Genomic DNA, 20,816 nt, shown 5'->3' with positions numbered 1-20,816 from the left:
GAGGGCCGCCTTCTATTCTCCCCCTTTCCGCATCGGCGAACAATTTTCAGGTCTGTCCCGAAACCATTGCGCGGCCTGCGCTTCTGGCCCTGACCTGGGCTGTCACGGTCGTTCACTGCGCGCCTCGCGAGCAAGATCAATTAACCGCGCGCTTACCTATTCCGCGTTTCCTCCTGTCGTTGTGCCTGTTACTCGTCTCAGTACGGCAAATTTCTTCTTTTCACTTGATTTTCCGGAGGTTCTCCGCGGCAATCGTTTTCTCGTCCGAATGCGCGGGCTCGCGCATTGTCCAGAGCGGGCCGACACTCCGGCGGTTCTGGATCGATTTCGCCCGTCCGGTTGTCCACAACCCCCCGGTTATCCACAGGACGGAAAAACGGGCATTGCCGGCCGCTCCGGTGGCGAGCGACGGTGGAAGTCCGGCCCGCGAAACCCAGGGGAGGGGCACATGGCCACCGCACAACCGCTCGTCGTCTCCGGCGAGGGAACCGTCTTCGAAGAGATCCGCCGCGTCGCCGCCGTAGTCGGCTGCGAGTTCGACCACGCACCAGACCTAGCCACCGCACGCGGACGATGGACGCGCGCCCCGCTTGTAGTGCTGGACGAGGACATCGCCGCTGACAGCCCGCCAATGCCACCACGCGACAGCGTCGTCCTCGTCTGCAAAGGCACACCCAGCCTGGAAACCTGGCGCCGCGCCGCCGCACTAGGCGCACGCCGCGTCTTCAGCCTGCCCGACGACGAAGCGGGCCTGACCGGCGCGTTCGCCGATGTCACCGATGCCCCAGCCGAATCCCCAGGCCCAGTAGTAGCTTTCGTCGGCGGCCGAGGCGGTTCCGGCACCTCCGTACTGGCCGCCGCAGTCGCCGTCGAAGCCGCCCGCACCGGCCCCGCGCTGCTAGTCGACTGCGATCCTTTGGGCGGCGGACTAGATCTCCCGCTGGGCCTAGAACACACGAAAGGCCTGCGCTGGCCGGAAGTTCGCCTGTCCGGCCGAGTCTCCGTCCCGTCCCTGCTCGCTTCACTCCCAAGCCGCGGCAAGCTGCCCGTGCTCTCCTGCGGCCGCTCCGGCGATGGCCCGACCCCAAGAGCCTTGTCCGCCGTGGTCGCCGCAGGAAGCCGCGCCGGCCGCACCGTCGTCTGCGATCTACCCCGCCATTTCGACGACGGCACAATCACTGTCGCTTCCACGGCCGACCTAGTCGTGCTGGTGGTCCCCGTCGAATTCCGCGCTTGCATGGCAGCGAAACAGGTCCTGAACCACCTCCGCCCGCACACTGAACGTTTCGCGATAGTCGCAAGTGGACACCCCATCGACGGCGTCACGGCTTCACAAACCGCAGGCATGCTAGGCCCGCCCGTGCTCGCTGCCGTACCCCCAGAACGCCGAGTAGCCACCACCTTGGAATCCGGCGAGTTCGACCTGCCCCCGAAGGGCGCACTGGCCACCGCCGCCCGCGCGGTACTGGCCGACCTGCGTCCCCTTCCCCTTGCACAGGCGGCATAAATGACAACCGACCTAGTAGAACGCGTCCGCCACCGCCTGGCAGGCGAAAGCCGAGGCACCGACCCCATCGCCCTAGCCGAAGCCGTCCGCGCAGAAGCCGGCGGCGCCTTGAGTCACGACGCAGTGCTAGCCGCCGTCCGCCAAGCCAGAGACGAGTTCGTAGGCGCAGGCCCCCTGGCCCCTTTGCTGGAAGACGACACCATCACCGACGTCCTAGTAACCGCCCCCGACGAGGTATGGACCGACGGACCCCATGGCCTTACTCACACAACAATCCGCTTCCCCAACGAGGACGCCGTCCGCCGCCTAGCGCAACGCCTGGCCCTAGCCGCAGGCCGCCGCCTAGACGACGCCCAGCCATACGTAGACGGCTGGCTCCCCGCCCGCCAAGGTCGAATCCGCGTCCACGCCGTACTGCCGCCCATCGCCGCCAACGGCACCTGCCTGTCGCTGCGCGTCCTGCGCCCGGTGACCCACGACCTGGCCGCACTCCAAGCACACGGTTCCATCGACACAACCGCCCTGAGCATCCTCCGCGCAATCCTGAAGCACCGCCTAGCCTTCCTCATCACCGGAGGCACCGGTGCCGGAAAAACGACCCTCCTGAGCGCCCTGCTAAGCGCGGTAGCCCCGACCGAACGAATCGTCTGCGTAGAAGACGCCGGCGAACTACGCCCGACCCATCCCCAGTTCGTAAGCCTCGTCGCCCGCCCCGCCAACGTCGAAGGTGCGGGCGCGGTGGAACTCCCAGAGCTGGTCCGCCAAGCCCTGCGAATGCGCCCAGACCGCCTGATCGTCGGAGAAGTCCGAGGCGCAGAAGTGTGCTCCCTGCTGAACGCCATGAACACCGGCCACGACGGCGGTGCCTGCACCCTGCACGCGAACTCCCCCGCAGAAGCCCCCGCCCGCCTGGAAGCACTGGCCGCCCTAGGCGGTCTCCCACGCGACGCCCTGCACAGTCAACTAGCCGCAGCAGTCCGCGTAATCCTCCACATGCGCCGAACACCCACGGGTCGCCGCCTGACGGAAGTCGCAGTACTCCAGCGCTACCACGGAGAAGTAAAAACCCGTCCCGTCTGGCGCGACGGCCACTGGACGAGCCGACGTTCCCTCTTCACCGCCCTGACCACTCCCGAATCCGCCAGCGACTAACCCTTTCGCTATCTGACCGCCCCAGCATCGAGGTGCCCCCGTTGATCTCCGCATGGCCGTTCCTCTGCGCAGGCACCGGAATCCTGTGCTGGCCAACCACCCCCAACCGCCTCCTCGCGGCACCCCGCATCCACCTACGCCTCCCCATCCCGCCCCGCCAATCCCTCTGGCTCGCCCCAGCCGTCATCGCCCTGCCACTGGGCGGAATCGGCGCAGCGATAGCCACCGCCCTGCTCACGCTCGCCGTCCGCCAGGAATGGCGCAGCAGAAAGGAAACCGCCGAGACCCTGACCCGCGCCGAACGCACCTCGACCGTCCTCCGCACGATGGTCTCCGAACTCCGCGCCGGTGCTCACCCCGTAACCGCCGCCGAAGCGGCCGCCGACGCCGTCCCCGAACTAGCCGCGGAACTGCACAACCTCTCCACCGCCGCCCGCCTGGACGGAACCGTCGACTCGCCCGCGCTCCCCGCGCTCGCCCAATCCTGGAACCTCGCCCGCCGCCACGGCTTGCCCATCGCCGACGCCCTAGACGCCACCCGCCGAGACGTCGACGCCGAAGCCGCCTTCGCCCGCCGCCTGCACGCGAAAATGGCCGGACCGCGGATGAGCGCGGTAGTCCTGACCGTGTTACCCGTCGGCTGCCTGGCCATGGGCCAGCTAATCGGAGCCAACCCACTGGCCGTCCTCACCGAAACCCTTATCGGACAAGCATTCCTGGTCGCCGGAGCAGCATTGCTATGGGCAGGCACCGCCTGGTCTAGAGCCCTAACGAACCGCAAGGCCGCCCCATGGCCGCCCTGAGCCTCGCCCTCACCGCCACCGCACTACTGCTATGGCCCAGTTCCGCCCCACCCCGACACCTAGCCCAGCCCAACCGCCCCCACCGCGCCCCACGACCAGAGCTGTGGCACCCCGCCGCCGCAATCGTCATAGGCCTGTCCGTAACCGTCGTGGCCGGAATCCCCATAGGACTAGCCGCCGGTGCAGGCGCCTGGTGGCTCCTGCACCGATCCCGCCACCCCAAAAAACCAGACGGCACCACGGAACGACTCCGCTCAGCATCCGTCCTAGACATGCTCGCCGCCTGCCTACGCGCCGGAATGCCAGTCCCCACCGCCCTGGAAGCCGTAGCGCCCGGCGCACCACCGCGCACCGAAAATGCCCTGCACGCAACAGCAAACCTGCTAGCCCTAGGCGCGGACCCAATCCCCTCATGGGCACCGACCCGAACCAGGCCAGGCTTCGCCGAGTTGGCCGTCGCAGCCAGCCGTACCGCACGGTCTGGGGCAGCACTCGCCCAGACCGCAGCCGACCTAGCCCGCCGCATCCGCGACGGACTGGGCGTCGAAGCCGAAGAACGCGCCGAACGAGCCGGAGTCGCCCTGGCCCTGCCAGTCGGTCTGTGCTTCCTGCCAGCGTTCTTCGCCCTCGGCGTGCTGCCGGTCGTACTCGGCCTCGCCGGACGAATCGGCGGCCTGCTGTGACCCATCCCCGACAGAAAGGAAATCGGACCATGTGGTTCCTGCCCGGAGACGAAGGCACCACCACCGCCGAATACGCCATCGGCACGGTAGCCGCCGCAGCGTTCGCCGTGGCGCTCTACGTGCTTCTCAGCGGAGACTCGGTCTCCGCGGCGTTGGCCGGACTGATGCAAAAAGCCCTGACGGTGGCCACCTGATGGCCAGCCGTCGCCGGGACGGCGGATTCGTCACGGTAGAAGCCGCTCTGTCCTTGGGCGCGCTGACCGCCGTGCTGGCGCTGCTGCTCGCGGGCACCAGTGCAATCGCCGGACACCTCCGATGCCTGGACGCCGCCCGCGAAGCCGCCCGCCTCACCGCGTCCGGGCAACCAGGAGCCGCCGACGCAGTGGTCCAAACCATTGCCCCGCACGGCGCGCACCTCACCATCCACCGAACCGGCGACGGCCTCACCGCCGAAGTAACCACTGACGCATTGGCGGCCCTCCACCTAAGCGCCACCGCCTACGCCATCCTCGAACCAGGCCCGGCCTCATGACCCAAGAAAGCTCGCCCGACTCTGGCGTCGCCACAATCTGGACCGCCCTAGCCGCAGCCACCCTGATCACCCTGACAGTCCTGGTGTGGTGGCTAGCCACGGCCATCACCGCCCGCCACCGCACCGAAGCCGCCGCCGACCTGGGCGCACTGGCCGCGGCCGCCCACGCCGCCGCCGGACCGACCACCGCCTGCGCCCGCGCCCAGGAAGTCGCGGACCACGAACGCGCCGTGATGACCAGCTGCCGCTGGCACAACCGCGACGCTTACATCGAAGTCCGCGCCACCACCGCCCCAATCCCCGGTCTGCCCGCTCCAACCGCCAAAGCCCGCGCTGGGCCCGTAGACGAACCTCCTTGACCGGCCAACTGCTCCGGGTCGGCCAGGCTGGACATCCGCTGGTCCAGTGGGCACGTCTCCGTAGTCGAGCAACCGCTTGAGGCCTGCTCGAAGTAGGCCGGTGGTTGCTTGGCCTCGGGGCCGCCATCCTCGGCTGGTGGCCCCGCGGTCCTCGGCGCAGGGTCGGCAGGCTCATGCGTGCGCCTCCGGACTGGCGGCGAAACACTCGGCCAGTCCGGCATCTGGCCTGCCAATGCCGTGGCTGGCCGCAGCCATCAGCCGCCGCGGCCTCGAACCAAACCTGGTGCTCAGCCGGGCAGCAAATCCGCCCCGAACTCGCCCGATTTGCCGACACCATCCCGGTTGCGCGGCTGCCTCAGCGACCAACCACCAGCCCGCCGACCAGCCGCGCGAACCACCACCGCACCGCCCTCACTCACCCCAGCCGAGAGGAGTTGCAACCTGCCACCCGCCCCCCGCGTGCCCCTGTCGCCCTGCCCCGCGCACCGCGGCCAGCGGCGCTCCGGCCACCCGCCGGAACCGCTCATCGGCGGCGGGTCCGGACCGGTGACCAGTCCCCGGATCACCCCGCCCGTCCGGACTTTTCCGGCACTGGCGACGAGTGGCGTACGCCACGAGCAGCGGTCGCTGGCGGACGCCGAACGGTTAAATCCCCAGGTCAGCGCACTGCTAGACCGGATGCCTCAGCACGCGCGCGGAATGGCGAGAAAGTGTCGAATCCCGTGGTGGGCCTGTTCTCGCGGGGCCGGCGGCGGGGTCAGCGGCCGGTGATCGGCTCGTTGTTATCGGCCGGACAGTGGGCTACTGGGCGTTCATCGCTCGGTAACGGCCGGTTGTCGCGCGGAGTCTTCCCCGCAATGTGCAACTTGCCGTTTAGTGAGACATGCGCCACCACGGCCCCGACCCGGACGGCGCGAAAACCGGACCTCGAAGGCAGGAAAGCAATGTTGGACGCGAATTGGCCGGACAGCTGGCGGAACGCCTTCCGCATCGAACTGCGTGCGGAGGCGATCGGCCTCGCCTGGCGCGGCTGGCCGGTGCTTCCGGGGGCGACCCCGGAGGAGATCACCGCGGAGGGGGACGACCTGACCTGGCGCCGGCCGGTGCCGGTGCGCGACGACTGGCGTGAGCTGGTCGGCTCGCACGCCCACGAGGTCGCCAGCTGGTTCAGCGACCGCACGCACAGCCTGCTCGTGGCGACCGGCACCGTGCTCGACGCGGTCGAGGTCGACCAGGAGTTGGGCAAGCGCGCCGCGCGGCTGCTGCGGTCGATCGGGCACCCGGCCCCGATCGTCGCGATGCCGAACGGCCGGTGGCTGTTCCTCACCACGCCCGCCGAGCAGCTGCCGGCCGAACTCGCCGACGAGATTTCCGTGCAGTGGCACGGCAAGGACAGCTACATCCCGCTGCCGCCGTCGCCGTTCCAGCACGGTGTCGTGCACTGGCGCGTGAAGCCGGAGGTGTGCGGCTGGCAGCTGCCGCCCGCCGCCGAGGTGCAGGACGTGCTGGTCCGCGCCCTCGCCGACGAGCACGCCCCGATGCTGGTCGAGAGCACCGCCGCCTGATCCGGTTCGACCCCGGCAGGCAGCACGCGACAACCGAAGACAGTCTTCACGTTCCACCGTGGCCGCACTGTTCCCCGTGCTGACGCAACGCCCCGAGCACGGCTCCCAGTACGGCCACCGCCCCTGCCTTGTCCAGCGGATCGTTGCCGTTCCCGCACTTCGGCGACTGGACGCAGGACGGGCAGCCCGTCGGGCACTCGCAGGAGACGATCGCCTCCCGCGTAGCGGCCAGCCACGGGACAATCGCGGCATAACCGCGGTCGGCAAACCCCGCACCCCCGGGATGCCCATCGTGCACGAACACCGTCGCCTCCCCGGTGTCCTCGTGCCACGCGGTAGACACCCCGCCGATGTCCCAGCGGTCGCACGTAGCGAACAGCGGTAGCAGGCCGATCGCCGCGTGCTCGGCGGCATGCAGGGCACCGGGGACGCGCGCCGGAAGCAAACCGGCGCCCCCCGGTGCTCTGCCAGCACCCCCGGTCCCCACCGGTCCCACCGCAACACCGATCTCGACCCCGGCACCGGGCCCCCGCCCAGCCGCCGGATCGCCCGAAACTTCGCCGGTTACCCCGACAACCGACGAGGCGCCCCCGGTCCCCACCGGTTCTCCAGCCGCCCGGCTGGCCGCCGCCCCCGCAGCGGACTCGCCGATTCCCGCGGCGGCTGGCTCCGCGTTTCCGGTCCCCACTGGTTCGCCAACGGCACCGCTGGTCGCCGAAGCCGAGGCGGTCCCGGTGATCTCCGCGGAGGTTGGCGACACGCTTCCGGTCCCCACCGGTTCGCCAACCGCGCCGCTGATCGATGGTGCCGCAGCGGTCTTGCCGATTTCCAAGGAGTCAGGCGAACTTCCGGTCCCCGCTGGCTCTCCAACTCCCTCGCCGCTCGTTGACCCCGCTCCGATTCGGCCGGGATTCCCCGCGCTTGGCGACGCAACTCCTGCCGGAGACTCCAGCAGTTCACCCGAAACCGTGTACCAAACCGCTCTCGTGTGGAGGCTCTGTTCCGGCAGGTCGAGCGGCGTGTGGTCCAGCACCTCACCCGACGGTCGCCTCCGCAGATACCCCACCACCTGCGACGTCACCGCCACCTCGCCCAGGCACACGGTCACCCCGCCGTGGCGGCATTGTTCTTCCGCCGACAGCACCGAAATGTCCACGATCTCGCGCGGCGAAGTCGTCCAGTCCGGATCCTCCGCGTGCACCAACGCGAGACCTGTCTCCAAGTCCAGTTCATCGACGACATACGACGACCCCTGATGCAAATACACCGCACCGGGGTGCACCGAGTAACAAGCCGAGCCGGGGTCGACGGTGCCCAGCATTCGGCCCGAGTCTGCTTCCACTACCGCGATCTGGTCGCCGCCTGAACCGCGGATGCCGACGTCCGCGTGTGGGCGGTCGCGCGAAGTCCAGTACCAACCGCTGGAACGACGGCGCAGCAGCTTCTCCGCGGCCAGATCCGCCAGCACTGCCCGGGCCGCGTCGCCGCCGAAGGTTTCCAGTTCTGGTTCGGTGAGGGGCAACTCCGCGACGGCGCACGCGAGCTGCGGGCCCAGCACGTAAGGGTTCGTCGGGTCCAGCACCGCCGTTTCCACCGGGCGTTCCAGCAACGCGGCCGGATGGTGCACCAGGTAGGTGTCGAGCGGATCGTCTCGCGCGACGAACACCACCAGCGCCTCATCGCCCGAACGGCCAGCGCGGCCGGATTGCTGCCAGAAAGACGCGAGGGTGCCGGGATAGCCCGCCAAAACCACCGCGTCCAGGCCTGCGATGTCGACGCCCAGCTCCAGGGCGTTCGTGGTCGCGACGCCAAGCAGGCGACCAGAAAGCACGGCTTGTTCCAGGGCCCGACGCTCTTCAGGGAGATAGCCGGACCGGTAAGCGGCAACGGTATCCGCCAGCCGAGGGTCCACTTCGGACAGAAGGCGGCGCGCACCGAGCGCGGTCAGCTCGGCACCGCGACGGGAGCGGACGAAAGCCAGCGATCGTGCGCCTTCGACGACCAACTCAGTGAGAATCCGCGCGGTTTCGACGCCAGCCGGGCGGCGGACGGGCGCGCCGTTCTCGCCAGTCAGTTCGTCGAGCAGCGGCGGCTCCCACAGCGCGACCGTGCGCGCCCCGCGCGGAGACGCGTCGTCGGTGACCGCGGAGCACTCCACTCCGGTGAGGCGTGTGGCGAAAGAGGCAGGCGAAGCGGTGGTCGCCGAAGCCAGTACGAACACCGGTGAAGCGCCGTAGTGCTCCGCCACCCGGCGCAGGCGGCGTAGCAACAGCGCGACGTGCGAGCCGAAGACGCCGCGATAGCTGTGGCATTCGTCGACCACGACATACCGCAGCCGGCGGAAGAACTGCGTCCATCGGGAGTGCGCCGAGAGGATGCCGCGGTGCAGCATGTCGGGGTTGCTGAACACCCAGTTGGCATGCGCGCGGACCCAGTCGCGCTCTGTCATCGGGGTGTCGCCGTCGAACGCCGCCGCGCGTACCCCGGCGACGTCCAAAGAGGACACCGCACGCAGCTGATCAGCGCCGAGCGCCTTCGTCGGCGAGAGGTACAGCGCGGTCGCCCGGGTGTCCGCGGTCAGCGCGCTGAGCACCGGCAGCTGATACGCCAGCGACTTCCCCGACGCGGTGCCGGTGGACACCACGACGTGCGCGCCCGAATGCGCCAGCGAAGCCGCCTCGGCCTGGTGCCGCCACGGTTTTTCCACTCCGGCCGCGCGGAACGCGGCCACCACCGCCGGCTCCGCCCACTCCGGCCACGGCTCGTGCCGGGCCGCGCGTTCCGGCAGCCGGGACACGTGCGTCACCGGGTTCTCGTGCGCCGGGATCCCCGCTGTGACCCGGTCCAGCAGCCTCCGTCCTCGCTCTCCCACCACGGGCCGAAGCTTCGCACAGGGCACCGACAAAACTTGGCCGAGATCGATCCAGTGACCAATCACACAAGGTTACCGAACGTGCTGTGACCGGGACGCATTGCGGACGCGCAGATCAATACCAATACACTCCCTCGATCCACACCCACTGTGGCGAGCGTCATGTGAGACGTGCATTGCTTGCACGGCTAGCGTGTCCTTCGGCACAGATCCCCGCCAGTGCAGGCGCGCCGGGTACGACGGGCCCGCGCTGGCCAGACGGCGTTCCCAGGAGGACGAATGTCCCGGCAGTTCCTCGCGGAGGGCGGCATCACGCTCACCGGGGGTGGCTACACCATCGTCGGTGTGGTCGCCGTGGTCGCCCTTGTCGCACTGGCTATCGGTTACGTGCTGCTCAAGGAGGTGCTGGCCGCGGGCCAGGGCACCGCCAAGATGCAGGACATCGCGAAGGCAGTGCAGGAAGGTGCGGCCGCATACCTGAAGCGGCAGCGCAACACCCTCGCCATCTTCGGCGTGATCGTGTTCCTGCTCCTGTTCGCGCTCCCCGCGGACGACTGGAGCGAACGGATCGGCCGCTCGATCTTCTTCCTCGTCGGGGCGGTGTTCTCGTTCACCATCGGCTACCTCGGCATGTGGCTGGCCACGCAGGCGAACCTGCGGGTGGCGGCCGCGTCGCGCGAGGAAGGCGGCCGCGAGAAGGCGATGCGCGTGGCGTTCCGCACCGGCGGCGTGGTCGGCATGATCACCGTCGGGCTCGGCCTTTTCGGCGCGGCGATCGTGGTGCTCGTCTACACCGGCCAGGCACCGAAGGTGTTGGAGGGCTTCGGTTTCGGCGCGGCGCTGATCGCCATGTTCATGCGTGTCGGCGGCGGCATCTTCACGAAGGCCGCTGACGTCGGCGCCGACCTGGTCGGCAAGGTCGAGCAGGGCATCCCCGAGGACGACCCGCGCAACGCCGCGACGATCGCGGACAACGTCGGCGACAACGTGGGCGACTGCGCGGGCATGGCCGCGGACCTCTTCGAGTCCTACGCGGTGATGCTCGTGGCCGCGCTGATCCTGGGCAGCTCCGCGTTCGGCGCGCACGGCCTGATCTTCCCGCTGATCGTGCCCGCCATCGGCGTGATCACCGCGGTGATCGGCGTCTACATCACGAAGGCGCGCGCGGGCGAGGGCGGCCTGGTCACGATCAACCGCTCGTTCTACATCTCCGCGGTCATTTCCGCGGTGCTGTCGGCCGTCGCCGCGTTCATCTACCTGCCGAGCAGCTTCGCCGACTTCGGCGAGGGCTTCGCGCACAACACCGGCAACCCGGCGGTGATCGCGACGGTCGCGGTGATCATCGGCATCGTGCTCGCCGCGCTGATCCTGCGCATCACCGGCTACTACACCGGCACCGAGCACAAGCCGGTGAAGGACGTCGGCAAGACGTCGGAAACCGGTGCGGCGACGGTGATCCTGTCCGGCATCTCGGTCGGTTTCGAGTCCGCCGTGTACACCGCGCTGGTGATCGCCGCCGCGGTGTTCGGCGCGTTCCTGCTCGGCGGCGGCGTCGCGCTGTTCGCGGTGGCGCTGGCCGGTACCGGCCTGCTGACCACCGTCGGCGTCATCGTCGCGATGGACACCTTCGGCCCGGTTTCGGACAACGCGCAGGGCATCGCCGAGATGTCCGGCGACGTGGACGAGAAGGCCGCGCAGATCCTCACCGAGTTGGACGCGGTCGGCAACACCACCAAGGCCATCACCAAGGGCATCGCGATCGCCACCGCGGTGCTCGCGGCGACCGCGCTGTTCGGGTCCTACTCGGACGCGATCTCGAAGGCTGTCGGCAGCACGGGTTCGTTCGTCGCGAACATCGTCAGCCCGGAGACTCTGGTCGGCGTGATCGTCGGCGCGGCCGTGGTGTTCCTCTTCTCCGGTCTCGCGGTCAACGCGGTTTCGCGTGCCGCGGGTGCGGTGGTGTACGAGGTGCGCCGCCAGTTCCGCGAGATCCCCGGGATCATGGAGGGCACCACGCGGCCCGAGTACGGCAAGGTCGTCGACATCGTCACCCGCGATTCGCTGCGGGAGCTGGCGACGCCGGGTCTGCTGGCCGTTTTCGCGCCGATCGCGGTCGGTTTCGGCCTCGGCACCGGTGCGCTCGCCGGGTATCTGGCCGGCGCGATCGCGACCGGCACGCTGATGGCGATCTTCCTCGCCAACTCCGGTGGCGCGTGGGACAACGCCAAGAAGCTCGTCGAGGACGGCAACCACGGCGGCAAGGGTTCCGACGCGCACGAGGCGACGATCATCGGCGACACCGTCGGCGACCCGTTCAAGGACACCGCCGGTCCCGCGATCAACCCGCTGATCAAGGTCATGAACCTGGTCTCGGTGCTGATCGCGCCCGCGGTGGTCACGCTGACGCTCGGCGGCGGCGCGGACACCACGTGGCGGATCGTGATCGCGGTGGTCGCGGTCGCGGTGATCGTCGCGGCGATCGTCGTGTCCAAGCGGCGCGGCAGTGTCATGGCGGAGACTCCGGCGGAGGCGAAAGCCTGACGCGTTGCTCCATTCGGGCCCGGTACGCCTTGTGCGTGCCGGGCCCGTTCGCGTCCACCACCCGGGGCGAGTTGCGGACTACTGGCGGGTCGGTACCGTGCGGAGGACACGGATTTCGAGGGACAGGAGTGGTGCGAGTGCGGCCGCGGTGGACCGGTTTAGCCGCGCTGGCAACAGGAATCGGCATCGGGCTGACGGGATGCGGGCAACCGCCGCCTGCCGAGCAGGTCTCCTCCGGCGGGCACGCGGAGTCGGCGAGCCAAGCCGATCCGGCCGCGAAATGGGCCGACGGATACTGCGGCGCGGTCACGCATCTGGTTCGGGCGCTGGCGAATCTGCCCTCGATCGACCCGAGTTCGTCGGCGCAGGCGACCCGCACGTCCAGTGATCTGCTGGCTTCGGTCGCCACCGGCATCGACCAGACCGTCTCCGGACTGCACCGGGTCGGCCCCGCGCCGCTGCCCGGCGGCGAACCGGCGCGCACCGCTTTGCTCGGCCAGTTCACTTCGGTGCGGCAACAGGCCGACGAGGTGCGCGGGAAACTCGACGCGGCCGCCAATCCCGACGCGGTGAAAGCGGCGCTGGACGACGCGAAGTCGGCTATCGACCAGATTTCCCGGCTCGACGTCCTCAAGGGCTTGGACGCGACGCCAGCCCTGTCCGCGGCGGGCAAGCGTGCGGCGGGCTGTCAGCAATTGGTGGTGCCGCCCGCGCCGCGCTGATCGGGATCGAGCGCCCGCCGCAGGGCGACGGCCCGCTCCGCATCATGGTGTTGGACCGCCGCCAGATAGTGCTGAAGCAGCACCTGCCGAGACCGTTCGAGCTCGGTCAAGCTGACCGACGTCCCCCGGCCGTCCCGCAACGTCTCCAGCACTGGTGCGGGCAGCTGGTCGACTTCGCGTCCGTGCCAAGGATTCAAGCCGTGCCGCAGGCATTCCAACGCGATGATCTGGGCGCGAAGGTCGTCGAGCATCAGGACGGCCTGCCACGTCCGCCCGCGGGCGATGGCCGAGCGGGCATGCAACGCGTACAGCCACGCCATGCCGATCACCTGCTCGCTGCCCGGTTTCGGGGCGCTGGTCGGTTCGTTGGCCTGACCGAAAACGAGCTGGAAGCCGTCTTCGGTGGCGCGGAAGAGCTCGTGCGGCCAGAACGACACATCGACCTGGAGCGAGGAGTCGAGGAGGAAGACCCGGTAGCGGACTCCCTCGCGCGAGGTCACGTCGAGAGTGTCGGCGACTCCGAATTTCTCGGCGAGCGATTGAGTCCAGCGTGCGACTACCGCGGCTTCGTTCGCGTTCTCCGCGAGCTGGAGGACGAGATCGATGTCCGACCATCGGTCCTCGGTTCCGCGCGCGGCTGATCCGACCAGCGCCGCACCCGCGATGTCCGCATCTTGCCGAGCCGCGGCGATCAGCTTGTCGCGCACTCGGACGCGTTCGGCGACTTCGAACAATTCCCGCCTCCTCGGTATTTATATACCGGTATTACTGTACCGGCAACACTGTGTGCCCAAGAAAAACCTCGGCGTGACGCTCGCGTTCAATCGAACTTGTGTTCTATCATCGGCGGCGTGGATCGGACGATCTCGCTGTTCTCGGCGGAGGCGACCGGCCCGGGCCTGCCAGACCTGGCCGGGCTGTTGTGCTGCCAAGGGCAGATCACCGGGTTCGGCCGCACGGCGGCGCGGCTGTCGGTGCTGGTCGAGGAGCCGTGGCGGGCTCGGGTGCTGGCGCGGGAATGCCGCAGCCGGGGCGCGGACGCGCAGGTCGCGGTGGCCGAATGCGGCAGTCCGCAGGTGCGTACGTCGTTCCGGGTCGATCTGCTCGGGTTTGCCGAAGAATGGCTGCGGCCGGGGCACACCGGTCCGGCGGAGGACGATTCGGGCAAGGCGGTGCCCGGCGGATTCCGGCTGAGCGGAGCGATGCTGCGGATGTGGGCGCTGGCGGCAGGCCGTCCCGAACCCGGCGGCTACCTGCTGGGTGTCGATCCGCTGGCCCCGGGGACGCACGAGGAGCTGCTGACCGTGCTCGCGTCGCTGGGCGTCCAGGCGCGGCTGCTCGGGCCCAAGGCGGAGCAGCCCGCGGTGCGGGTCACCGGGCGGCGCAAGCTGGCCGGTCTGCTGGAGCTGATCGGCGAACCGCCCGCTGGAGCGGAGTCGGTCTGGCCGGAGCTGCCGCCTGCCGGGGAACGCCGCGAACGGACGCCGGGGGAGCCGCGTCGCGGGGCTCCGGCGGAGAGTCCTTCACAGTATTTACTGGAGGCTGTCGGGTAGCTGCGCAAAAGAAAAAGGTCCCCCATCGCCGAGCGAGGCGACGAGGGACCTTTCCGGTGGGGAAGTCTTACGGTTTCGGCAGCGTGCAGCCCTGCTGGTTGAGGTCGATCTCGTTGGCCGGGGTCAGGCAGGCCGGGATGCCGTAGGTTTCCTGGCCGTACTTGTAGTTCGGCCGCACGGTCGTGTTGCCGGCTTCGTCGACCTCGCACGGGTTGTTCAGCGTGCAGCTCTCGCCGTTGTCGTTGGACGTGTTGTTCACGCCGATGACCTTGCCGGTGTTGCGGTCGACGACCGGCGAACCCGACGTGCCGCCGATGGTCGCGCAGCCCGGCACGTAGCGGATCGAGTCCTTCCAGACCCAGTTGTTCTCGTGCAGTTCGTGCACGAAGCCGTCGATCGAGCAGGAGTAGATCTGCTTCCAGTACCCGGACACCACGTCGATCGGCGTGCCCGCCTGCGGATGGCTGTTGACCAGTTCGAGCGGCGGCACGTTGTACTTCTGCTGGATGTCGGCGTAGGTGTCGGACAGCTGGTACAGCGAGATGTCGGTGTCGGTCATCGTCGCGTAGACGACCTTGGTCGCGGTCACGGTGCCCACCGAGCTCTGCCCGTCCGGCGACAGCAGATCGAACGAGCGGTTCGAGGCCTGGCCGACGATCACCTGACCCGGATCGGGCATGCCTTCCTCGAGGCAGTGCCCGTTCGACAGCACCATCGCGGGCGCGTCCATCGGCGTGGCGGCCGGTTTCACGACCGAACCAGAGCAGTTGGACAGCGCGACGGCACCGGTGAACGTGGTGGTCGCCGCGCTTGCTTCGGGGGCGGTGACCAGCGCGAATGTCGCCGCGACGGCGATCGCGGTGCCAACCAGTCGGCGGATCATGGTGGGTTCCTTTCGGCTGGGGGGAGGAATAAGTGAACCGTCGCCGTACTTGGACCCGCCACCGTCTAACGGAGGGTATCGGTGCTATGACCGGTTACCCTGCACGGCACGTGTCCGACATCACGTGCTAGGTGTGGAGGAGAAACATCGCCGAGGTCAGCGGCGATCCGACGGGCAGGGGCCCAGCGGCTCGTCAGGGCACCTCGGCGCTGCGCGGACACCGGGGACGTGCACACTGACAGGTCGAGACGCGGGCGCAGTACCCCTCTGGTGCAGGGGTGAGAGCGCCGCCGCGGCGGCGCGGAGATGAGTGGAGAGCAGGGCAGCGTGGCAGGAACACGGACCAAGAAGAGCGGTACCGGGGGCAACGGTGCCGATCGACGGCGGCTGGTGATCGTCGAGTCGCCAACCAAGGCCCGCAAGATCGCCCCCTATCTCGGCGGCAACTACGTCGTCGAGTCCTCCGTCGGGCACATCCGGGACCTGCCCCGCGGCGCCGCCGACGTCCCCGCGCAGTACAAGGGCGAGTCGTGGGCGCGGCTCGGGGTCGACATCGACAACGACTTCAAGCCGTTGTACATCGTCACCCCGGACAAGAAGTCCAAGGTCACCGAGCTGAAGGGGCTGCTGAAGGACGTCGACGAGCTCTACCTCGCGACGGACCCCGACCGCGAGGGCGAGGCCATCGCGTGGCACCTGCTGGAGACCTTGAAGCCCAAGGTCCCGGTGCGCCGGATGGTCTTCCACGAGGTGACCGAGCAGGCCATTCAGGCGGCCGCCGCGGCCACCCGTGAGCTGGACGCCGACCTCGTCGACGCGCAGGAAACCCGCCGCATCCTCGACCGCCTGTACGGCTACGAGGTCTCGCCGGTGCTGTGGAAGAAGGTCATGCCGAAGCTCTCGGCGGGCCGTGTGCAGTCCGTGGCGACGCGGATCGTCGTGGAGCGCGAGCGCGAGCGGATGCGCTTCACCTCGGCGTCGTACTGGGACATCTCGGCGACCATGGACGCCGGTGCGGACGCTTCGCCGCGTACGTTCCCCTCGCGGCTCGTCGCGGTCGACGGTTCGCGCCTCGCGACGGGTCGCGACTTCGACTCCAACGGCCAGCTCAAGGGCAACGCGGCCGACATCCGCGTGCTCGGCGAGTCCGACGCGCGGGCGCTGGCTCAGGCGTTGAACGAGCGTGACTTCAAGGTCGCGAGCGTCGAGGAGAAGCCGTACACGCGGAAGCCGTACGCGCCGTTCATGACGTCGACGCTGCAGCAGGAGGCGGGCCGCAAGCTGCGCTTCACCTCCGAGCGCACGATGCGCGTCGCGCAGAAGCTGTACGAGAACGGTTACATCACCTATATGCGTACCGACTCCACGACGCTGTCGGAGTCGGCGATCACGGCCGCGCGCAGTCAGGCAACGCAGCTGTACGGCAAGGAGTACGTCTCGCCGTCGCCGCGCCAGTACACGCGCAAGGTGAAGAACGCGCAGGAAGCACACGAGGCGATCCGGCCGTCGGGCGAGGTCTTCCGTACGCCGGGTCAGGTCGCGAAAGAGCTGGACACCGACGAGTTCCGGCTCTACGAGATGATCTGGCAGCGCACCATCGCGTCGCAGATGGCGGACGCGAAGGGCACCACGATGTCGGTGCGCATCGTCGGCACCGCCGCGACCGGCGAGGAGTGCACCTTCGCCTCTTCGGGCCGCACGATCACCTTCGCGGGCTTCCTGAAGGCGTACGTCGAGGCAGTCGACAGCGAGGCCGGCGGCGAGGCCGACGACAAGCAGAGCCGGCTTCCGGTGCTGGTCAAGGACCAGGGCCTGACCGCGCCCGAGCTGTCCGCGGACGGCCACTCCACGTCGCCGCCCGCGCGCTACTCCGAGCCGAGCCTGGTCAGCAAGCTGGAAGAGCTGGGCATCGGCCGCCCGTCGACGTACGCGTCGATCATCAAGACCATCCAGGACCGCGGCTACGTCTGGAAGAAGGGCTCCGCGCTCGTCCCGTCGTGGGTCGCGTTCGCGGTGATCGGCTTGCTGGAGCGGCACTTCGAACGGCTGGTGGACTACAACTTCACCGCCGGTCTCGAGGACGAGCTGGACCGCATCGCCAGCGGCGACGAGCACCGCGTCGAATGGCTGTCGAAGTTCTACTTCGGCGGCGACTTCGGCGTCGAGGGCTCGGTCGGCCGCCTCGGCGGGCTGAAGAAGCTGGTCGACGGCAGTGTCGAGGGCATCGACGCGCGCGAGATCAACTCGATCCCGATGTTCAGCGACGCCGAGGGCCACCAGGTCGTGGTGCGCGTCGGCCGGTACGGGCCGTACCTGGAGCGCGAGGTCAACGGCGAGTCGCAGCGCGCGAACCTGCCCGAAGACCTGCCGCCGGACGAGCTGACCGCGGAGATCGCGGAAAAGCTCTTCGCGACGCCGCAGGAAGGCCGCGTCCTGGGCACCGACCCGGTCAGCGGGCACGAGATCGTGGCGAAGGAAGGCCGCTTCGGCCCGTACGTCACCGAGCTGCTGCCTGAGCCGGAGCTGCCCGAAGACGCCACTGCGGCGCAGAAGAAGGCCGCGAAGGCGAAGCTGCCGAAGCCGCGTACGGGCTCGCTGTTCAAGTCGATGTCGATCGAGACAATCACGCTCGACGACGCGCTGAAGCTGCTGTCGCTGCCGCGCGTGGTGGGCAAGGACCCGGAGTCGGGCGACGAGATCACCGCGCAGAACGGGCGCTACGGGCCGTATCTGAAGAAGGGCACGGACTCGCGGTCGATCCAGACCGAGGACCAGCTGTTCTCGATCACGCTGGAAGAGGCGCTGAAGATCTATTCGGAGCCGAAGCAGCGCGGCCGGTCGGCCACCGCGCGTCCGCCGCTGAAGGAACTCGGCGACGACCCGGTGTCAGGCAAGCCGATGGTGGTCAAGGACGGCCGCTTCGGTCCGTACGTGACCGACGGCGAGTACAACGCGACGCTGCGAAAGTCCGACAGCATCGAGGAGCTCACCGCGGAGCGCGGAGCTGAACTGCTGGCGGAGAAGCGCGCGAAGGGTCCGGCTCCGAAGAAGCGGACCACGACGCGCAAGGCTCCGGCGAAGTCCGCTGCGGCCAAGTCGACCACGACTAAGTCCGCGGCGGCGAAGTCGACCACTGCGAAGAAGGCTCCGGCCAAGCGGAGCAGTACGGCGACGAAGTCGAAGTAACGAGGATCCGAAGGGCCACCTGGAAAACTCCGGGTGGCCCTTTCTCGTGTCAGGGGGACGGATGGGGGAGACACAGCGCGCTCGCGCCGCGGTTTCCGTGGTTTTCGCGGTGTGTGGTGCGGCATTCGCTTCGTGGGCGGCTCGAGTGCCCGCAGTGCAAGCGAAACTCGGCCTCAGCGCCGGAGAACTCGGGATCGGGCTGTTCGGCCTCGCCGCCGGTTCGGTCGTCGCGTTGCTGGGCGCGGGACCGTTGATCACGAAAATCGGCAGCCGGCGCGGGGTGCTGTGCGGGGCCGCGGTGTTGTGCGGAGGACTGCCGCTCGTCGCCTTCGCGCCGGACCTGCCGTTGTTCGTCGCGGCGCTCGTGGTGCTCGGGGTCGGCAACAGCCTGCTGGACGTCTCGATGAACGCGCACGCTGCACGCGTCGAAGAGGCTTACGGTCGGCCGATTTTCGCTGGATTCCACGCTTTCTGGAACATCGGCGGGCTGGCTGGCTCGGGCGTCGCGGCGCTGATGGAGATCTGGCGGGTGCCGATCGAAGCGCACTTCACCGCTGCTGGCACGGTGCTCTTGGTGCTCGCGATTTTCGCTGCTTCGCAGTTCTTGCCGGGTGCTGACCGCGGACAGGGCGAGGCGGCGTTTGCCTTGCCCGGCAAGGCATTGATCCCGTTGGGCGTGATCGCGTTCTGCGGTTTTGTCGCGGAAGGCACGGTGAACGACTGGAGCGCGGTCTACCTCCGGGAGGTCGCCACAGCGAGCGCGGCTGTCGCGTCGCTGGGCTACTTCGCGTTCTCGATCACGATGATCGCGGTGCGCACAGTGGCCGACCGGGTCGTCGAACGCGTGGGTGCGGTGCTGTTCATGCGGGTCGCGACGGCCGTGACGGTCGCCGGATTCGTGCTGGTGGTCGCGGTTCCGGTGCCAGCGGTCGCGGTGGTCGGATTCGCCGTGGTCGGGCTCGGGGTGTCCGGGATCGTGCCGCTCGCGTGGAGCGCGGCCGGGCGCAAACAGCCGGACGCGCCGGGCCGGGCGATCGCTGCTGTCGCGGCGTGCGGGTATCTCGGGTTCCTGGCCGGCCCGGTGCTGGTCAGCGGCCTGAGCGGCGGGATCGGCCTGCACTGGGCGCTCGCCGTGGTCGGCGCTCTCGTGGTGACGGTCGGGTTCCTCGCCCCGACGATGCGGGTCGGCGATCCGGTTTCGCGACGCTGACCGACCGCTCGGCGCACGGATGGGTCGACTCGAACAAAAGTTCGAGAAATTGTCGGTACCAGGGTGTTCAATGACGGGGTGAGCAGTTCAGCACCCGTCGTCTTCGACGTCATCGACGAGGTCATCGGACCGCTGCGGGCCGAGATGCCGCAGCGGCCTTCGGTGATGGAGTTCTACGACCCGCATTTCGAGGTGCCGCCCGTGCTGGCCGAGGAGGAGCCCGCCGGAGCGGCTTCGGGACTGAGCCTCGCCGAGGAGGTCCGGCAGTCGTTCGGGCCGATGCTCGGCGCCGGGCTGGCCGAGGAGGTGGAGCAGTACACGCGGTTCGTCGCGGGGATGGCCGCGCTCGGGCTCGCCACCGACGGCGAGGTGACCGCCGAGGCGGTCGAGTTGTACCGAGTGCTGCGCGGAGGGTTCATCCGGGGAGTGGTCACCGGAGTGTTCCCGGCGAGCGAGGAGCCGTGGGAGGTGCGGTTCTTCGGCGACGAGGACTTCACCACCGTGATGAGCAAACTGGGCCGCCGGGCGCGGCTGCGGTCCGGAATGCTGAGCGCACTGCCGGGGTGGGTGTTCGACGGCCTGCCGGACCGGCCGCCTGGTCCTGGCCCTGCGGTGCGGATTGAGACGGATGACAGCGGCCTGATTCCGCGGGCGGCTTGGGGGGACTTGGACGTCATCCGGGCCGCCGTTGCCCGGCCTCGGCAGGGGACGGTGCTGGTGGATCTGGCTGTGCGGGATGCGGTGCTGGCGGAGTATCCGCATGGGGCGTTCGGGCTGGTGGACAACGACCAGGGGAGGTATCAGTTCCGGGCTGCGCCGAAGGGAGGGGGTGGATGGGTGGTGACGTGGTCACCGGCTACTCGGGGGACTGCGGAGGCTTGGATCGTGGAGGCGGTGCGGAGTTGTATTTGACGGGGGTGGGTTAGCCAGGGCTGGGGTTGGCCGGGTTGGGGTTGGTGTGGCTGGGTTGGCCGTGGCCGTGGCCGTGGCCTTGGCGTGGCTGGGGTGGGTGTGGTTGGCCGTGGCTGGGTTAGCGGGGGTTGGGTTGGCCGGGGCTGGGTAAGCGGGGGTTGGGTTGGCCTGGGTTGGGGTTGACGTGGCTGGGTTAGTCGGGGCTGGGTTTGCGGGGCTGCTCGGCAAACTGTGTTTTTGGCGTCGGCTCCGCCGCCGCGGCGGGATCGCCTTTAAGTCGGCGTGGTGGGTGGGGAGGTGGCGGCGGCGGGGGGGGCGGCTCGGCCCGGCGCCCCA

General features: G+C 69.0%; 17 protein-coding genes. 14 read left to right on the top strand and 3 right to left on the bottom strand.

Features of this window, described 5'->3' with window-relative positions; translation table 11 throughout:
- The first annotated feature begins 448 nt into the window (after positions 1–448).
- The 8 genes from ssd (at position 449) to ACWDNU_RS28165 (ending at position 6,601) form a co-directional block, all read left to right on the top strand.
- Positions 449–1,507, top strand: a complete 1,059-nt coding sequence (gene ssd, locus ACWDNU_RS28200) for a septum site-determining protein Ssd (protein WP_370933526.1) — start codon at positions 449–451, stop codon at positions 1,505–1,507.
- Complete coding sequence (locus ACWDNU_RS28195; RefSeq protein WP_449671114.1) at positions 1,508–2,659, top strand: TadA family conjugal transfer-associated ATPase; 1,152 nt, start codon at positions 1,508–1,510, stop codon at positions 2,657–2,659.
- Positions 2,660–2,700: 41 nt separating this feature from the next.
- Positions 2,701–3,462, top strand: coding sequence for a type II secretion system F family protein (locus tag ACWDNU_RS28190; protein WP_449671113.1), 762 nt, complete (start codon positions 2,701–2,703; stop codon positions 3,460–3,462).
- Entirely contained in the window at positions 3,450–4,145 is a 696-nt protein-coding gene (locus ACWDNU_RS28185; RefSeq protein WP_449671112.1) for a type II secretion system F family protein, read from the top strand. Before ACWDNU_RS28190 ends, ACWDNU_RS28185 begins: the two co-directional genes overlap by 13 nt.
- A gap of 29 nt (positions 4,146–4,174) precedes the next feature.
- Positions 4,175–4,339 carry a DUF4244 domain-containing protein gene (locus ACWDNU_RS28180; protein WP_449671111.1) on the top strand — a complete coding sequence of 55 codons (165 nt, stop codon included), beginning with the start codon at positions 4,175–4,177 and terminating at the stop codon, positions 4,337–4,339.
- On the top strand, positions 4,339–4,677 hold the full coding sequence (locus tag ACWDNU_RS28175) for a TadE family type IV pilus minor pilin (protein ID WP_370933560.1): 339 nt from the start codon (positions 4,339–4,341) through the stop codon (positions 4,675–4,677). Before ACWDNU_RS28180 ends, ACWDNU_RS28175 begins: the two co-directional genes overlap by 1 nt.
- The gene (locus tag ACWDNU_RS28170) at positions 4,674–5,036 is read left to right on the top strand and encodes an Rv3654c family TadE-like protein (protein WP_449671110.1); all 363 of its coding nucleotides are present in this window, start codon (positions 4,674–4,676) and stop codon (positions 5,034–5,036) included. The genes ACWDNU_RS28175 and ACWDNU_RS28170 overlap by 4 nt, the downstream gene beginning before the upstream one ends.
- A 944-nt stretch (positions 5,037–5,980) precedes the next feature.
- The gene (locus ACWDNU_RS28165; RefSeq protein ID WP_449671109.1) at positions 5,981–6,601 is read left to right on the top strand and encodes a bifunctional DNA primase/polymerase; all 621 of its coding nucleotides are present in this window, start codon (positions 5,981–5,983) and stop codon (positions 6,599–6,601) included.
- A 46-nt stretch (positions 6,602–6,647) separates the two neighbouring features.
- On the opposite strand, the gene ACWDNU_RS28160 is transcribed toward ACWDNU_RS28165, so the two are convergent.
- Entirely contained in the window at positions 6,648–9,476 is a 2,829-nt protein-coding gene (locus ACWDNU_RS28160; RefSeq protein WP_449671108.1) for a DEAD/DEAH box helicase, read from the bottom strand.
- Between the two features lie 276 nt (positions 9,477–9,752).
- Here ACWDNU_RS28160 and ACWDNU_RS28155 point away from each other — a divergent pair, with 276 nt between their 5' ends.
- A complete protein-coding gene (locus tag ACWDNU_RS28155) occupies positions 9,753–12,014 on the top strand; it encodes a sodium-translocating pyrophosphatase (RefSeq protein ID WP_370933568.1) in 2,262 nt (753 codons plus the stop codon).
- Between the two features lie 137 nt (positions 12,015–12,151).
- On the top strand, positions 12,152–12,736 hold the full coding sequence (locus ACWDNU_RS28150; protein ID WP_449671107.1) for a hypothetical protein: 585 nt from the start codon (positions 12,152–12,154) through the stop codon (positions 12,734–12,736).
- Here the strand turns inward: ACWDNU_RS28150 and ACWDNU_RS28145 are convergent.
- Positions 12,703–13,470 carry a nucleotidyltransferase domain-containing protein gene (locus ACWDNU_RS28145; RefSeq protein ID WP_449671106.1) on the bottom strand — a complete coding sequence of 256 codons (768 nt, stop codon included), beginning with the start codon at positions 13,468–13,470 and terminating at the stop codon, positions 12,703–12,705. The genes ACWDNU_RS28150 and ACWDNU_RS28145 overlap by 34 nt on opposite strands.
- A 117-nt stretch (positions 13,471–13,587) precedes the next feature.
- Here ACWDNU_RS28145 and ACWDNU_RS28140 point away from each other — a divergent pair, with 117 nt between their 5' ends.
- Entirely contained in the window at positions 13,588–14,289 is a 702-nt protein-coding gene (locus ACWDNU_RS28140; protein ID WP_449671105.1) for a hypothetical protein, read from the top strand.
- A 67-nt stretch (positions 14,290–14,356) separates the two neighbouring features.
- Here the strand turns inward: ACWDNU_RS28140 and ACWDNU_RS28135 are convergent, their stop codons facing one another.
- Complete coding sequence (locus tag ACWDNU_RS28135; protein ID WP_449671104.1) at positions 14,357–15,172, bottom strand: S1 family peptidase; 816 nt, start codon at positions 15,170–15,172, stop codon at positions 14,357–14,359.
- Positions 15,173–15,478: 306 nt separating this feature from the next.
- Between ACWDNU_RS28135 and topA the strand changes: the two genes are divergently transcribed.
- From topA to ACWDNU_RS28120, 3 genes are all read left to right on the top strand, one after another.
- A complete protein-coding gene (gene topA, locus ACWDNU_RS28130; protein ID WP_449671103.1) occupies positions 15,479–18,358 on the top strand; it encodes a type I DNA topoisomerase in 2,880 nt (959 codons plus the stop codon).
- Positions 18,359–18,419: 61 nt separating this feature from the next.
- Positions 18,420–19,568: an MFS transporter gene (locus ACWDNU_RS28125; RefSeq protein ID WP_449671102.1), complete on the top strand. Its 1,149-nt coding sequence runs from the start codon at positions 18,420–18,422 to the stop codon at positions 19,566–19,568.
- Between the two features lie 63 nt (positions 19,569–19,631).
- Positions 19,632–20,480: an ESX secretion-associated protein EspG gene (locus ACWDNU_RS28120; RefSeq protein WP_354748312.1), complete on the top strand. Its 849-nt coding sequence runs from the start codon at positions 19,632–19,634 to the stop codon at positions 20,478–20,480.
- Positions 20,481–20,816: the final 336 nt, after the last annotated feature.

The sequence above is a fragment of the Amycolatopsis sp. NPDC003676 genome, assembly GCF_053587275.1.
This window is presented reverse-complemented; position numbering and strand designations above follow the sequence as displayed.